This window comes from Vibrio vulnificus CMCP6 (assembly GCF_000039765.1).
Lineage (GTDB): Bacteria > Pseudomonadota > Gammaproteobacteria > Enterobacterales > Vibrionaceae > Vibrio > Vibrio vulnificus_B.
The window spans coordinates 1,693,899-1,710,337 of record NC_004460.2; the positions used below are offsets into that span (position 1 = coordinate 1,693,899).

Annotated in this window: 10 protein-coding genes; 8 read left to right on the plus strand and 2 right to left on the minus strand. The window is 48.5% G+C overall.

Annotated elements, in window-relative coordinates; all coding sequences use genetic code 11:
• The first annotated feature begins 72 nt into the window (after window positions 1–72).
• From VV1_RS22280 to VV1_RS22305, 6 genes are all read left to right on the plus strand, one after another.
• Window positions 73–1,416: a DEAD/DEAH box helicase gene (locus VV1_RS22280; RefSeq protein WP_011082395.1), complete on the plus strand. Its 1,344-nt coding sequence runs from the start codon at window positions 73–75 to the stop codon at window positions 1,414–1,416.
• A 229-nt stretch (window positions 1,417–1,645) separates the two neighbouring features.
• Window positions 1,646–3,700, plus strand: coding sequence for a prolyl oligopeptidase family serine peptidase (locus VV1_RS22285; RefSeq protein WP_015727575.1), 2,055 nt, complete (start codon window positions 1,646–1,648; stop codon window positions 3,698–3,700).
• Window positions 3,701–5,836: a TonB-dependent hemoglobin/transferrin/lactoferrin family receptor gene (locus VV1_RS22290; protein WP_011082397.1), complete on the plus strand. Its 2,136-nt coding sequence runs from the start codon at window positions 3,701–3,703 to the stop codon at window positions 5,834–5,836.
• Between the two features lie 16 nt (window positions 5,837–5,852).
• Entirely contained in the window at window positions 5,853–8,144 is a 2,292-nt protein-coding gene (locus VV1_RS22295) for a proprotein convertase P-domain-containing protein (protein ID WP_011082398.1), read from the plus strand.
• Between the two features lie 15 nt (window positions 8,145–8,159).
• Window positions 8,160–9,611, plus strand: a complete 1,452-nt coding sequence (locus VV1_RS25340) for an Lcl C-terminal domain-containing protein (RefSeq protein WP_011082399.1) — start codon at window positions 8,160–8,162, stop codon at window positions 9,609–9,611.
• A 1-nt stretch (window position 9,612) separates the two neighbouring features.
• On the plus strand, window positions 9,613–10,173 hold the full coding sequence (locus tag VV1_RS22305) for an Lcl C-terminal domain-containing protein (RefSeq protein WP_011082400.1): 561 nt from the start codon (window positions 9,613–9,615) through the stop codon (window positions 10,171–10,173).
• Window positions 10,174–10,277: 104 nt separating this feature from the next.
• Here VV1_RS22305 and VV1_RS22310 read toward each other — a convergent pair whose 3' ends face one another.
• The gene (locus VV1_RS22310; protein ID WP_243742160.1) at window positions 10,278–12,155 is read right to left on the minus strand and encodes a methyl-accepting chemotaxis protein; all 1,878 of its coding nucleotides are present in this window, start codon (window positions 12,153–12,155) and stop codon (window positions 10,278–10,280) included.
• A gap of 324 nt (window positions 12,156–12,479) precedes the next feature.
• Entirely contained in the window at window positions 12,480–14,123 is a 1,644-nt protein-coding gene (locus tag VV1_RS22315; protein WP_011082402.1) for a methyl-accepting chemotaxis protein, read from the minus strand.
• Between the two features lie 469 nt (window positions 14,124–14,592).
• On the opposite strand from VV1_RS22315, the gene VV1_RS22320 reads away from it, so the two are divergent.
• Together VV1_RS22320 and pstC are read left to right on the plus strand one after the other, a co-directional pair.
• Window positions 14,593–15,414, plus strand: a complete 822-nt coding sequence (locus VV1_RS22320; RefSeq protein ID WP_011082403.1) for a phosphate ABC transporter substrate-binding protein — start codon at window positions 14,593–14,595, stop codon at window positions 15,412–15,414.
• 88 nt (window positions 15,415–15,502) lie between these two features.
• Window positions 15,503–16,435 carry a phosphate ABC transporter permease subunit PstC gene (gene pstC, locus VV1_RS22325; protein ID WP_011082404.1) on the plus strand — a complete coding sequence of 311 codons (933 nt, stop codon included), beginning with the start codon at window positions 15,503–15,505 and terminating at the stop codon, window positions 16,433–16,435.
• The last annotated feature ends 4 nt before the right edge of the window (window positions 16,436–16,439 follow it).

Sequence of the window (16,439 nt, forward strand, 5' to 3'; positions counted from 1 at the left end):
TTAAGGTATCATTGCACGTTTTTATTGATTCCCTCTCGGCGGCAAAATAAGCGGCCAAGATAGTGCAAAATAGTGGAGAAACCTTTGCAATTTAAAGATTTAGGCTTAGATAATCGCCTACTGAAGAACCTAAAGCACTTAGATTTTCAGAAAGCGACGAAAATTCAACAGCAAGCGATTCCAGTTGCGATTGCTGGTAAAGATTTGCTGGCATCCTCAAAAACAGGTTCTGGCAAAACGCTGGCGTTTGTTTTGCCTATGCTTCATAAGTCTTTAAAAACAAAAGCATTGTCAGCGCGTGACCCGCGTGGTGTGATCCTTGCGCCTACTCGTGAACTTGCAAAACAAGTGTATGGCGAGCTTCGTACCATGCTGGGCGGCCTTTCCTACGACGCAACCTTGATCGTGGGTGGTGAGAACTTCAACGATCAGGTAAAAGCGCTGGCACGCTATCCTAAATTCATTGTCGCGACTCCAGGACGTCTTGCGGATCACTTAGAGCACAAATCTGTGTTCTTAGAAGGTCTTGAGACTTTGGTACTAGACGAAGCGGACCGTATGCTCGATTTGGGCTTTGCACCAGAGTTACGTCGTATCCACAACGCAGCGAAGCACCGTCGTCGTCAAACGTTAATGTTCTCTGCTACGTTGGATCACGCAGAAGTGAACGATATCGCATCAGAAATGCTGGATGCACCGAAGCGTATCGCTATCGGTGTGTCGAATGAAGAGCACAAAGACATCACTCAACGTTTCTACTTGTGTGATCACTTAGATCACAAAGAAGCGCTTCTAGAGCGCGTGTTGAGCGAAGCAGAATACCGTCAGGTGATCATTTTCACGGCGACACGTTCGGATACCGATCGTCTGACTGAAAAACTGAATGAGAAAAAGCTGAAAGCGATCGCGCTAAGCGGCAGTTTGAATCAAAACCAGCGCAATACCATCATGAGTCAGTTTGAACGTACCGTGTTCAAAATCTTGGTGACGACGGATGTGGCATCGCGTGGTTTGGATATTTCAACCGTGACGCACGTAATCAACTTTGATATGCCAAAGCATACGGAAGAGTATGTACACCGTATTGGTCGTACTGGCCGTGCTGGTAACAAAGGTGATGCGATCTCCTTGGTCGGCCCCAAAGACTGGGATAGCTTTAAACGTGTAGAAGCTTACCTTCAGCAAGACATCGCTTTCTCTGAATTTGATGATCTTAAGGGCAAGTTCAAAGGCATCAAACCGCGTAAACCCGATTTCCGTGCGAAGAAACAAGCTACAACGAAGAAAGCACGCCCACAGAAGAAGGCTGTGTCGAAAGCACCTGCGAAGCGCGATAAGAGCTTCTACCAAAATGTGGCAGTGGGTGATTCAGTGTTTATTCCTAAGAAAAAACCTGCCGCACCAACGGAAGAGTAACCTTCCTAGCTTTATCGCCTAAATGACAAACCGCCCCGATGTTTCGGGGCGGTTTTTTTTACCTCGGTTCGGGAGAATTGTATTTGAGTAATTACTTAAATTGATATCTATTCTCATTTGTGTTTGTGATCTCTATCACTATTTTTAGGTAAATGATAATTGATGTTATTTGCATTTGGGTGCAAACTAGCATCCTTTCATTTGCTTTATAAATGTAACTTCCAAAACTATGAAATTTATTCATCTTCTTTTGATGCTGGCATGGCTCCCGGCAGGGTTGAGTTTTGCTCAAAATTCCTCTGTGAAGGATAAGGATGCTAAAGACAAGTATGAATGGCTGCGAGATGATTCACGCAGTTCACCGCGAGTGCGTGCTTACTTAGAAGAGCAGAATCAGCTTGCAGCAAAAAGACTGCTTAAAAGTGAGAGTTTGGCACAAATGCTGGAAAAGCAGTGGCAAGCGATGCAGCCTGAGAAAGGTGAAGAACCATGGGGTTATCGTGAAGGAGAGGAATGGAAGCTAATCAACCAAGGCGGCAGTTTGCAATTGATGCGCCGCGACCCAATCACTCAACAAGCAGAGGTGGTGTTCTCGTTTGCCGAGCGACAAAATAACACGGCTTACTATCAAGTGGGTGAGTGGGCCATATCGGCAAAACGCACACACTTATTGTTTACCGAAGATCGTCAAGGTAGTGAGCGATATCAGGCGGTGTTGGTCGATTTAAAGCAAGGCCATATCGTTGAAATTGCACAAGACTTGGACACACCAGTACTGCTCTCTCGTGATGGTTTGACCGCTTATGTGATTGAGAAAGATCAGGCTCAGCGTCCATCGAACATCATGGGGATTGAGCTAGAAACGGGTCGTCAGTACAGCTTGTGGCAGGAAACGCGAGCAGATTGGTTGATGTCGTTTTATGCCGCCAGCGATGCAAATTACGCGCTATTGCAAAGCAACAATGAAAAAAGCAGCGAACAAAAAATCCTAAACTTGCGCACTGGAGAAGTCTCCGCTGTTCTGCGTAAAGCTGAGCAAGGAATGGAATATTATGCAGATATCAGCCAGCAAACGCTTTTTGTTCAGAGCAATCATGCCGGTGATTTTCAGCTTTATCAGGCACCGTTGCAGGCACCGACCGATTGGCAACGCTTTAGCGATCACGTCACAACGCTGAATCAGTTTTATCTGTTTTCGGCAGGCGTTGTGGTGAGCGCGAGTCAGGGTCCAGATTCATTACTTTCGGTACTGAGCTACCGCGGTGAACTACGCAAGCAGATCCCTCTGAATCGTGCTGGTGAAGCGGCTTGGATTTCGAGAAATGGCGACTTTGCTAGCAACAAAGTGCGCATTCGTAGCATGTCGATGACCACGCCACCGACATGGCGAGAGCTCGACGTGAGCTCGCTGAGCATCAAAGAGATCGCCCAAGATCGCTACGCCAATTACCAAGCCAATTTGTACCATACTGAGCAGATTTTGGTTCAATCTTCTGGTGTCGAGGTTCCAGTCACGCTGGCGTACCGTCGTGACAAGCTCACGGCAACTTCCCCAGTGATTCTTTATGGTTACGGTGCTTACGGCTTTACCATGAAACCTTATTTTATGCCGCAGACCATCAGCTTACTTGATCAAGGCGCCATCTACGCAGTGGCGCACGTTCGAGGGGGCGGCTACTTTGGCGCGTCATGGCACGATGCCGGGAAGGGGATCAACAAAAGCAACTCCATCGCTGATTTTGTCGCCGCCGCGCAAACACTTCGCCATGTTCGCTTGAATGGGAAGGGATCTGAGCCGGTGCAGCGCGACATTTACCTAATGGGATCCAGTGCTGGCGGCACATTAGTGGCGGCAGCGATCAACCAAAAGCCGGAACTGTTTTCAGGGGCCGTGCTCAAAGTGCCGTTTGTCGATGTGCTCAACAGCATGTCGGACAGCCGATTACCGCTGACTGAGCAGCAATATGGAGAATGGGGTAATCCCGAGCAGCCTACTCAACGAAAAGCGATGCAAGAGTATGACCCCTATCTCAACCTTCAATCGGCCACTTATCCGCCCATGCTGGTGCAAATTGGTTGGCACGATCAGCGTGTACCTTATTGGGAAGGGGCGAAGTATCTGACAAAACTGGCGGCGCTTAGCACGGGAACCGGGCCTTATTTGTTGCAAACGGATTTTGATTCAGGCCACGCCATGGACAGGCGTAAAGGATTGGCACAACAAGCCAAAGAGTATGCTTTTTTACTTTCACTGATCGAAACATCGAATAAATCGGAGCAATAAATGAAACTAACGCCTGTCTCAGCGGCGGTACTGTCGGTACTCGCTGCCAACTTCGTGCACGCCGAAAATGGCCACGCCGTGATGGAAGAGGTCGTCGTGACGGCTAATCAAATCGAGCAACCGCTCTCAGAAGTGGCGGGCTCTGTGTCGGTGATCAGTGGTAAAGAACTAGAGAAAAAAGGCCAAACAGAGCTGTACGATGCCCTGCGCAATGAGCCCGGCGTCAGTGTCACGGGAGGCGCGGGTCGGCCACAAAACATCGCCATTCGTGGTATGACGGGCAACCGAATTATGATCGTTCGCGATGGCGTGCAAAGCGCCGATGGTTTTGGTGCCAATGACATCAATGACAAAGTGGGGCGTAATTCCTTTGACTTGGTCAACGTCAAAAGTATTGAAGTAGTGAAAGGAGCCAGTTCATCCATTCACGGCTCAGGCGCACTGGGTGGCACCGTCGTGATTGAATCGATGCAGCCGGGTGACTACTTAAAAAACGACGATTTCTATGCTGATGTGGCCACCACGTACACAGGCATCAGTGATAAAACCCAACTGATGAGTAATTTGGCCTTTCGCTCAGGCAACACCGACTCGTTGCTGACGGTCGCGTATTGGCAAGGAAAGGAAACGCGCAACTTCAATCAAGATAACTACCAACGTGAGTTAGAAGGGGCGAGCGCCAGCTACCAGCTCAACCATTTCGTTGGTGATGCGCTGATGTTAAGTGTTGCCGCAGATGCTTATCGTGAAGGGCAAATTCGTCGTGAAGGGAGCTCAGGTATACATGCGGATGGCAAATGGGATCAAAACCAGTATTACGAAGACTCGCACGTCACGGATCTAGGTGTTTCGGCTGGGCTGGAATATCAGCCTATGGACGCATTTTGGTTCGATGAAGCCAAAGCTAAGTTGTATTGGCGAGACATGGCGGATGTTGAAGATATCAACCGTCTCTACGGCAGGCTGGATCAAAATGGCATTACGGAGCAAAAACGCAGTTTAGAAAACAACGAATTTCTCGACCAGCTTGTGGGCTTTCGTGCTGACATGACCAAAGCGTTTGCCACCGACCAAACCGAGCACCAGCTTGCTTATGGCTTGAAAGTAAACAGCAACCGCTATTCGAGAACGTCTGAGCGTCAATCCTTGGTTTCGGGTGGTTCAAGTGCGTTCAGCAAACAACCGTTCACACCAGCCAAAGCGCTCAGTGTGGGCATCTATGGCTTGGAAATGATGCAGTATGGCCGCTGGACAACCACGTTAGGATTGCGTTTTGATGCTCATCGCCTTGCTCCAGATGGCGATGGACACAGTAACGGCTTTGCGAAGAAGAATATTGACAGTCAAGAGTGGTCACCGAGCTTCTCTATCGCAAGAAAAGTGGCTGACTCTCACCAGCTCTATTTTTCGTACAACCATGGTTACCGAGCGCCAACGTACGACAAAGCATACGGCTATGTGTCTCATGAAGACATTCCATTCACTCCGTTTATCATCATTCCTAATATGGATCTCAAAGCCGAAACCAGTGATTCGTTTGAGGTAGGGCATAAGTTTGATAACGGTACCTCACGCCTTTATGTGGCCCTGTTTTACCAACAATTTGATGATTTCATTGATGTCAAAGAAGTGGGTATGGTTGGCCCTGTGACGCTGAAGCAATACCAAAACCTCAACGGCGTTGAAACCTATGGTGCAGAGTTATCTGCTGCCCATCAGATCAACGAGCAATGGCTACTGGCGACGAAAGCCGGTTATGTCGATGGCAAAAATGACCAAGGCGAATACATTCGAACCCTTACACCCGTAGAAGGCAACGTTGAGCTGAGTTACGCCAAGCAAAACTGGTCTGCATCTTTGTTGTGGAACTGGGCTGCAAGTATGGACCGTGTACCGGTGTGCGTGAATGACTTCAATCAAGAAGTGCCGTGCGCCAAAACGGAGTCGTGGCACAGCTTCGACCTGTTTGCTTCTTATCAATGGAATAAGGATCTGACGTTGAGTGCCTCCATCGTCAACCTATTCGACAATGAATACATTCGCTATCAAGACGTGGCGGGTATTTCACAAGCCCACACCACTTATTCCACAGAGCCGGGGCGCTACTTCACGGCCAACGTGAAATACCAATTCTAAGCGCAAGGAGTCGAAAATGAAGACCAAACTCACCTTACTTGCCCTGCTACTGGCGATGAATCCGCTGGCTAACGCAGCGCAGTGGGATTACCCCGAAGAGCGAGTGACCTTGAATAGCGCCGAGCAAGTGCAGCAGTTTGTTCAGCAGCATTATGCTGATCAGGGCGAATTTAAACTCAGGTATCAAACCACCTCACTGTTGGGCCATCACTATAACTTTGATGTTTGGCAACATGGGCAGTACCAACAGCAAAAGAGCCTTGTGGTGACAACGGATCAGCAGCACCGAGTGGCGCGCGTGTTTCGTAGTTTAGAAAACACGGTGTTGCTCAATGGCGAGCCAACCACGGCGGTGGAGTTGGAACACCCTCGAAGATTAGAGGCGGATTTTCCCCCCGCCCTGGAACAAGGTGAACTCGAAACGGTTGAAATACAGGTATTCGACCCTGATCTTCGCACGCAACAACAACTTCCGGCCCCAAGCAGTGGCTGGAACAGCATGGATGACTACCCTGGCGCGATGGAATATCAACGCCGAAACGTCAGCTTGCTAAAAACCGATCAGGGTTATTTTTTACGCAACCGAAATGTGGTCGAAGTGGATGCGAAAGCGCTGATTTCAGTAGAGGCGCAAGATGGTGTGCCAGTCAGAGACGAAAGTGGTTTCGCGGCGCCGTCGGGGATTAGCCATTTTGCAGCATTGGCGGATCTGCAAGCGCTGCAGAGCAATGATCCGCGTTTTTTGGCAGTGATGGCGTTTTACCATCTTGATCATTCGCTCGAATACACCAAAACATTGGGCTATGCGCTGTTTAATGATCCACTCAAGTTTGATGGGCGTGGGCTGTCTGCCAACAACTCCACCTATTATAAAGGCCCTCAGGCGGCGATGTTTGGCTTGGGCGGTGTTTCACCAGATGCGATGGATGCCGATGTTATCTTGCATGAGCTTGGCCACGGTATTCACTATCAAATTGTGCCCGATTGGGCATATGGCCATAGCGGCGCGATCGGCGAAGGGTTCGGTGATTATTGGGCTGGCAGTCACAGTTATCGTCAGCAATATCTCGATGCCGCAAGGCGTGGCCAAGAGTTTGAACTGGATACAGTATTCAATTGGGATGGCGTGTTTGGCAATCGTCTCTCAACTCGAAGCTTGTGGAACCAACGTGCGCGCTATTTTGAGCATGGCCACTATCGAGCACACGAAAGTGTTGGGGGCGAGTTGGGTGATGAATTGTGGTCAACGCCGCTGTTCCAAGCCCTGAAGGAGTCGGTCTCCTTGCTCGGTGAAGGGGATGAGCGTGTGTTTCGCGAGTTCGATACGATCGTTTTACAAGGCATGTATGGCGTCGGGCGCGGTGTAAAGATGCACGATTTGGCGGAAAGCACCGTGCTGGCTGCCGCCACTCTTTATCCTGAAAAACCGTATGCTGAGATTTTGCAGCGCCATTTTAAACGGCATGGCTTGTTAAAAGCGCCGTTTATCAGCCGTCTTGAAAGTAAATACATCACGGATGCGAAACCGCTCTCCATTGAGCTGGTGGCCAATGGTCGAGCTGCAGACGTTGAAGCAAGACTTTCTCTTCAGCAACAGATCTTGGTGGAGAAGCAGAGCCAACTGACCGATTCATTTACCCTAAGCGCGGAGTTACCAGAAGGATTGGTATGTGGCCAGCCGTTTGTCGCGCAAGTGGAGGCCGATTATCGTCATCAGCCTTGGCTGGCAAAGCAGCAGTGGCAAGAGTCGATCACCTTGGTGCGAGGTGTACCTCAGTTGGTCAACCGTGCGCAGCAGATGGACGTGCGACTGAATGATGCCAGCACTGACGCGCAGGGCCGTTTTAACGTCGGGCAACAGATCTTCTCGCAGACATTTCTTGATCGCGACGTCACCATTGGCGAACAGTTCGCCATTTATCTCGATATTGACCACGCATCAATGGCGGATCTGTCCGTCACTTTGACTTCACCAAAAGGTGACAAGCTGGTGCTTTGGAATCACCAAATCAGTCAGGGTAACGGCTTCAAAGGCTATTTCACGGTGGCTCACGACGCGCAATTAGCGCCCTTACTCGGTCAGCAAGCCTGGGGACGCTGGCGTCTAGAGATCATGGATTCCATCGAAGGCAATCAAGGTCGGTTAAACGCGTGGGGCATTAGCCAGTTTGAGCAATACCAATGCAATGAAACCCGTGCAGATAGCACATCGAAAAAATCGGGTGGGCAACTCAATCTCTTTGCTCTCTGGGCTCTCTTTTCCATTTTTGTGGCTCGAGCGTTTTGCTCTCGTCAAAATTTAAGCTAAGCAGAAGAAAACAACATGAAACGACACTATTCCCTTATTGCCTCCGCGCTGCTCTTGGCAGGCTGTGGTGGTTCATCATCTGGTGGCGGCGCCACCAACACGGCGCCCACTTATTCATTATCCGGTCAAGTTGCGCTGGCGGAAGCGAACAGCACGAACACCAAAGTGTGTGTGGACTACAACCAGAACTCTCGCTGCGATCAAACGGAAAGCGCCATCGCGTTGGATGGCAATGGGCAGTTTCGTTTTCAGTCGACCAGCAAAACCTTCTATAGTCGTCCGGTATTAGCCGAAGTCGCGTTGGCGGACAATCGAACCCTCTTTCTTTCTACGCCGGGTCAGAGCAAAGAAAAAGGCATGGTGATCAATGAAGTCACGTCATTGATTTCTGCCATGGTCAATGAAGGCAGTACATTGACGGTTGCCAAAGAGAAATTACAACAACAGTTAGCGGATGCGGGCGTTGCGGTGGGAGACGATCTTCTGGCGATAAGCCAACCGAATGGCCTTGAGGTGTTGAGCGAGAACGTGCGCCGAGTGCTGGGTAAAGTAAACAGCCACGAGCAATCGCGAATTTTGGCGCAAATTGCCCACCAGTTGCAGTTTGCTGGGCAACATTTCGCGACGGATGCTTTAAGCGAGCAAACCATTGAGCAGTGGCTCGAAGCGATCAGAAACCAGCCAGTACAACGCCAAGTGATTAACGATACCGGGGTTGTTAAGCATTTCTCTGGCAACAGTGTGAGCTTAGAAAACGCGCCAAGCGAGCATTATCCGGGCCAAGATGCTTCATTTGGTTTTGATCGACTTGATAGGCAGGAAAGCACACAAAATGGTTTCAAACTGGTCAAGCTCGATGGCAATGGCAACCCATTAGCAGATGACGCTGAGCAGTGGTCTTGTGTTCAAGATCTGCGTACAGGCTTGATCTGGGAAAACAAGAGTGCCGATGCGCAGTCGCTTCAATATCGCGATCGTATTTTCACCCTCAAGTTACCTCGTTTCGAACCGTACGCGGAAGATCTTGCTGCGTCTGGGTGCCACGATGCGGGCGACAACATTTGTACCACGCAAGATTACGCGGAGCAGCTGAGTCAGCAAACGTTGTGTGGACAAACCAACTGGCGTTTACCGACGGTGCAAGAGTTCTACAATCTTATCGATTTCGGCGAGCAATCCCAAACGGAAACTGGCCAACAAAAAGGATTGAATCAGCGTTACTTCCCTGAGCAATCATTGGGGCATACCGATCTGGATCCGTATGGCTACGTATGGACATCGACGGTGAAATTCAATCAATACAACGCGTATGCGACCGAAGGCAGCATCCAATCGGCGGCGGTGCGACTGTTGGGTGAAGACCGCGGCCAAATCGAATACTTTGAAATTTATTCCGACATGGTGGCAGCCGATTCAGGCACCTCTTTCCAACTACCTGTCCGCATGGTTGCAGCAAAAGGGAACTAAGATGAAAAAAACACTCACAACATTGGCGCTGGTTCTTGCTTCAAGTTCGGTATGGGCAGAGCAGCAATGCTTAGACAGCTTGACCCCAACGGCATCGAATGCCCGTTTTAGTTACTCAGAGCTCGGCACCGTAACCGACAAGCAGACGGGTTTAACCTGGATGCGTTGTGCCGTTGGCCAGCAGTGGAATCAAGATCAAGATCGCTGTGAAGGCGAGGCCCAGTTAGAGAACTGGCAAAGTGCGTTGCAAACGGCGCAAGCGGTCGATGACGAAAACGCCAACCACGCCTTGTTCAATTTTGCTGGTAAGCGTGGCTGGCGAATGGCCAACATTAAAGAGTTAGTCTCTTTAACGGAGGCTGCGTGCCATTCCCCATCTTTGAATGCTCGCGCTTGGGGTTCAGCGTACGCAGTAGAGCTGGGTAACTTGGCGGCGTATATCTGGAGCAACACACCATCCACGCAGGGCGCGTCAGCACTGAGTTTTGACAGTGCCAATGGCGAAGTGTATCACCACGCACAAACTCAGGGCCTGAGTGTCTTGTTGGTGACTGAGCAATAACTAACAGCTATCTAAGTTTACTTGCATTAAAAAGCGCATCGAAGTTCGATGCGCTTTTGTTTATCGTCAAGCCAAGAGTGACGTTGTTATAAGTATATGTATGATTAAAGCTTGAATTGTGAAACGAGCTGATGCAACTGTTTGGAATAGTTTGACAATTGTTTGGCCTGTTCGGTGGCGGTGACGGCAGCCTGTGCGAGTTCATTGGAGACGTCATTCACCGCTTGAGTATTGCGGGTGATTTCTTCGGTCACCAACGATTGTTCTTCCGCGGCGGTAGCAATTTGCGTCGACATATCATTAATGCATTGCACGCTCGTCATGATTTTTTCCAAGCTTTGATAAGCGGTTTCTGCATCAGACACCGATTGCTGCGCATTGGCATGGCTTGCCGTCATGGTATTAACGACTTTATGCGTGGCCGATTGCAATGTCTCAATGGTTTTTTGAATCTCGCTGGTGGACGTATGCGTACGCTGGCTGAGGATGCGGACTTCGTCTGCCACAACGGCAAATCCTCGTCCTTGCTCACCCGCACGAGCGGCTTCAATGGCGGCATTCAGTGCCAACAAGTTAGTTTGTTCAGCAATCTCTGAAATGACAGAGAGAATATTACTGATGCTATGCACGTGGTGCTCTAGCTCTTGAAGCTCGGCGGCAGAGCGTTCCACATCGGAAGCTAATGCCAGGATCGACTGTTGACTGCGCTGTACTTCGCTGACCCCTTGGCGAGAGACATCGACTGTGGCTTCGCCTTCTTTTGAGGTGTTTTCAGCATTTAGGGCAATTTCGTGCGTGGCCGTTGACATCTCAGTCACGGCGGTCGCGACCATATTAATTTCATCTTGTTGTGTCGCAATACGCTGGCTGCGGTGTTGTGCTTGTTGCGCCGCATCTTGCGCTTGGTGATTGAGCTGCTGAGAAAGCGTGACGATTTGGCTCACCATGTTGTGCATGTTTTTGACAAAGGTATTGAAGTTTTGAGCAAGCTGACCAACTTCATCTTTGGAGCTGATTTGGATCTCATGCGTCAAATCACCTTCACCTTGTGCTATTGCTTTCAACGCGTGCGAGACTTGGTAGAAATCTTTCAGTAGATAATTGATGAAGAGAGAGATAATGACGATCAACACCAAGGTCATTACCACGCCTTCCAATAACAATTTTTGCAACAGCTCCGTATAGCTTTGTTCTTCGGTTTGACGATCCATTTCAATCGCTAAGATCCAATCGGTGTGGTTGATTTTGTCAAAATAAATCAACTTTTCTGCGCCATTTCTGTTGAGGCGTTGGATCTCGTTGTTCTCCATGGCTTGGTGGATACCCGCTAGCGAGATCTCACGTGAATACGCAGAGAAGGGTTGCATCTCTAGTGAGGTCTGAGGATGAGCAACAATGGTGCCTTGTTCGTTGATCAGCATGGCATAGGCGTTGTCGCCCACCTTGTAGCCAGAAATATTGTCCTGAACGCTCTTAAGAGAAATATCCGCCCCCATAATGGCGATGATCTCTCCACGTACTTTGACTGGCGTGGCGAGTGTGATCATCGCTTGCTGCGTTTCAGTGCTGATATACGGGGCAGAAACGATACTGCGATTTTCTTGGAGTGCTTGCTGATACCACTCAGCATTGCGAGCGTCGTAGTTGGGGTATTTTGCATCCTGACCAGAAAGATAAAGGCTTCCGTCACGAGTGGCGTAATAGACATCCAAATACTTCGCTGACTCTTTAGCATGGCGCATGGTCTCTTTGGCTTGCGTCAATTGCTCGATATGAGCGGCGGATTCGAGGATCTGAATATTATTCTCTAACCAGTATTGCAAAGCAGGAGCAGCGGCTTCAGAGACGCTGGTAGCACGGGCGTAGATGCCTGAGCGTGTCTGCTGCCACAAAATGCTGGAGGATTGCCAGATGAAGACACCCGTTATGGTGAGGACGCAGAGCAAAACAGACAAGATAATTTTGTTTTTCAAAGTGAGCATGGATAGTTTCATGATGGTCAAAGACTAGGTCAGTTGGTCGGTATTCTATACTGTTAAATTGATTAATGGAATATCATTCTGTTATTTGTTCGTCACCTTTTTCCTTGTAGTGAAAAAGATTAAAGATGAACAGCTTAAGTGGAGAGTAGAAGAGTGGCCCTGCTTCGCCAATATCATTGGCGTAGACATTTTGTTATCTGACTGATTTTTAAGAAGATAGGCTTTGTATGCCTATGTAAGCGTTGCTTAAGTTGACTTACACAGTGAGTCGGCGATGAAAAAACGCCCTACCAAAAGGCAGGGCGTGTGACTAGTGTGTTGACGTTAGACTTTAAAGTATCCTAACTGTTCTTTTTGATTCTCCGCGAGAGAGGAGAGTTCTTGGCTCGCTGCGGCCGCTTGAGTAATGCCCGTGACATTTTGGCTCACCAGCTCGTAAATGTTGCTCAAGTTTTGGTTAATATCTTTGGTCACTTGGTTTTGTTCTTCAGACGCGGTGGCCACTTGAGCGCTGATCAAGGTGAGCTCTTCAATTGAGTGGCTAATTTCACTTAGGCTTTGGCTCACTTCGCCCGCCAGTGTTTGATTGCTCGCCAGTGTTTCAAGGCTAGAGTTCATGCTCTCATTCGCGCGTCCAGATTGCGTTTGCAGCTCTTCAATAATGGCTTGGATCTCTTTGGTGGAATCCTGCGTTCTTGCGGCGAGCATACGAACTTCGTCAGCGACCACTGCAAAGCCTCGACCACTTTCTCCCGCGCGAGCCGCCTCAATGGCTGCGTTCAGTGCCAATAGGTTGGTCTGCTCTGAGATGCTTTGAATCACCTCAATCACTTTACCAATTTGCTCAGACTGAACTTTCAGCGAAGTCACGACACCTGCCGCCTGATTGAGCTGCTCAGCCATCTTATCGTTGGCGCGATTATTTTGTTCAAACATGCTGAGAGTGTGTTTTGCCAATTGGTTGGCTTGGCTAGAAGCCGTATCCGCTTTGACTGCATTGGCGGTGACATCTGCGGCCGTGGATTCTAACTGGCTAACGGCAGAGGCGACTTGCTCCACTTCATTTTTTTCTTGATCAGAATTGACGCTTGATTGTGTCATCACAGCGGCGAGCTCTGTTGAGGCCGACGCCACATCCACACTAATACGAACCAATGCGTCCACGGTATTACGCAGTTGATGAATCGTGGTATTCACGTCTTGAGCCAACTGTGCGACTTCGTTTTTACCTTCCGCTTGAGCTTCTACTAACAGATCGCCTTTAGCGACCGCTTGCATTGTGGTTTGTAGCGAGCGAATCGGTTTTACGATCATATGAGCCAACACCATGCTAATGATGGCTGCGATGGCCAAAATACCAAGCATGGCAAAAACAGAGAAAGTCAGCGTAGCGTTGTGTTGATTGCCGTTATCTTTCACGTCTTCAATGGCAATTTGATTGAGTTTTTGCGAAAGCACATCAATTGCTTTGACCATCTCTTCACCGGCTTTGCGGTAGGCGGTCATCGCAACATCGTACTGTTGTTGAAAATCGGAAGAGAGGTAGCTTTCACCGTGCTTTACCTTGAGCAAAGGCAACATCACATCGCGTGAGTAATCGACATAGTGGTTAAGTGCTTTGCGCATCTGTTCCACTTCATTTTTCAGACCCGGTACGGTTTCAATCGCGTTGAGCAGTGAACGGATCTCGTTTTGCTTGTCGGATAACACGGGGATCAGTGTGGTCAGATCGTCTGGGCGGAATAGGCTGTAAATCGCCTTGATACGCATGCCGTACATGTTATCGACAATTTCACCTAGCTCACCTTTGTGAACGATGAGTTGTTCGGTGGAAACGGTTACACGCTCAAAAGCATGTTTTAAGTTGCTTGCGCCAAGGGTGACTCCCCCGAGCAACAAAACGATAGTAAAAGCAACAGGAACCAACACCTGCGCTTTTATCGAAAGTGTGTTTAAAAAACGACGCATTAAAAACGACCCTCTGTGAACAAATAATTAATGAGAATGAATATTATTGTTTTATTTTTATTAGTGGATGATTGTAACCATTCGCCCGCTGTATTCAATGACTTATTTAGTTACAAATGTCACTAGTAGTTTGTGGTCACTCTCAAAATTGGCGGGTAAATAGCAATTATCAGAGAGTGCTCACAATGTGCGTAAAGCACGATTTTTCATAGAGTAAAATGTCTAGGCTAAAAAATGAGCTTTTCAATAAAACCGCTTTCATAACGGCTTTATTGATAGATATGGTGGGGTTACTTCATACGATTTGTTACACATTGATGCTACTCGATTGGTGGATTTATTCGCACAACTGTCAGCAATGTGTCACAGAGGGTTCAATTAAGTGAAACACAACTGTCATATTCACATCCTAAAGTGAGCATCGTTCAAGTGAAACACAACGGCAATTTGGCCAATAAAGGATATTGTGATGAAAAAGACAGTAATCGGTGCAATCGCTCTTATGAGTGCTCTGACAGTGACAACCGCTTCGGCAAAAGAAACGATCTCTGCAGTGGGTTCAAGCAGCGTAACTCCACTGATGGAAGTTTTCTCTGAAACATACATGAAGAAAAACCCAGAAGTTTTTATTGAAGTTCAAGGACCAGGTTCATCGGCAGGTGTTAAAGCGGCAAAAAATGGCTCTGCAGATCTCGGTATGTCTTCACGTGACCTAAAATCGTCTGAGAAAGAAACCGCTTTGGTTGAAGAAGTGATTGCTCGCGACGGTATCGCAGTGGTTGTTAACCCAAAGAACACGCTGAAAGGCCTCACTGCTGAGCAAGTTTCTGCCATCTATAAAGGCGAAGTGACGAACTGGAAACAAGTCGGTGGTGAAGACAAACCTATCGTTGCAATTACTCGTGATACAGCATCAGGTACACGTGGCGCATTTGAAGACATTCTTAAACTGAAGAAGAAAATCTCGGGTAAAGAAGTGTCTGCAATCTCTCAACGTGCTCAAGTGGCAAACGGTAACGGTGCACTGAAAACGATGGTTGCTTCAAACCCTTACGCGATTGGTTACATCTCGCTAGGTACTGTTGATGAGTCGGTTCACCCGCTAGCTATCGATGGCACGGATGCGTCTATTCCAAACGTGAAAAACGGTTCATACAAAGTCGCTCGTCCATTCCTTGTTCTTTACAAGCAGGGCAAACCATCTGCTGAAACGCAGAAGTTCCTTGATTGGATGCTGACCCCTGAAGCACAAGCCATTGTAGAGAAGAAAGGCTACATCTCAGTTAACTAAGTAATGATTTAAAAGTTTGCTCAGCCCAATAAAAAGGGCTGAGCGTTTTCCATTCACTTCGACTTGTTCGAAACGTGAGATTAGATTCATGACCATCGCAACAAATAGTGAAAAGCTTATGAATAATGAAGCTAAAGCTATCGATAAACCTCGTTTACGTACGCAAAAGCGCATTGACTGGCGCGAACGTATTTTCCATGGCTTGTTTTTGACCAGTGCGGTTATCGGTATTGTTTCTCTAGCCGTGATTGCCTACTTCATCATCCGAGAAAGTATTCCAGCTTTCCAAGAAGCGGGCGTCTCAGGCATTGTGTTAGGCCAAGATTGGTTACCACCGGCGCTTTATGGTGTCGCCACCATGATCGTTGCCTCGATGGTATCGACGTTTGGTGCGGTGCTTGTTGGTGTTCCTGTTGGGGTACTGACGGCGGTTTTCATCGCTGAAATTGCACCTAAACGTGTCGCAGATATCATTCGTCCTGCGGTTGAACTGCTGGCAGGTATTCCTTCGGTCGTTTACGGTTTCTTTGGCTTGGTGATTATTGTTCCATTGATTCAAAACGTATTTGATGTGCCTGCGGGTAACACCATCTTAGCGGGTATCATTGTGCTTGGTGTGATGATCCTACCTACGGTAATCACCGTTTCTGAAACCTCGATTCGCGCGGTGCCGAGAGCTTATAAAGAAGGCTCACTGGCGTTGGGTGCATCGAAAATCTTTACTATTTTTAAACTGCTCGTTCCTGCGGCACGCAGCGGCATCATGACTGGCGTTATCCTCGGTATTGGCCGTGCGCTGGGTGAAACCATGGCGATCATCATGGTGATGGGAAATGCTCCTGCCATGCCTGAAGGCTTATTGGATTCAGCTCGTACGCTAACGGCGAACATTGCGATTGAAATGTCATACGCCAGTGGTGTTCACGCCAATGCGCTTTACGCAACCGGTGTGGTGCTGTTGGTGTTCATCATGATGTTGAATGCAGCGCTGCTTTACCTCAACCGAGAAAAAGCGAAGTAATCGC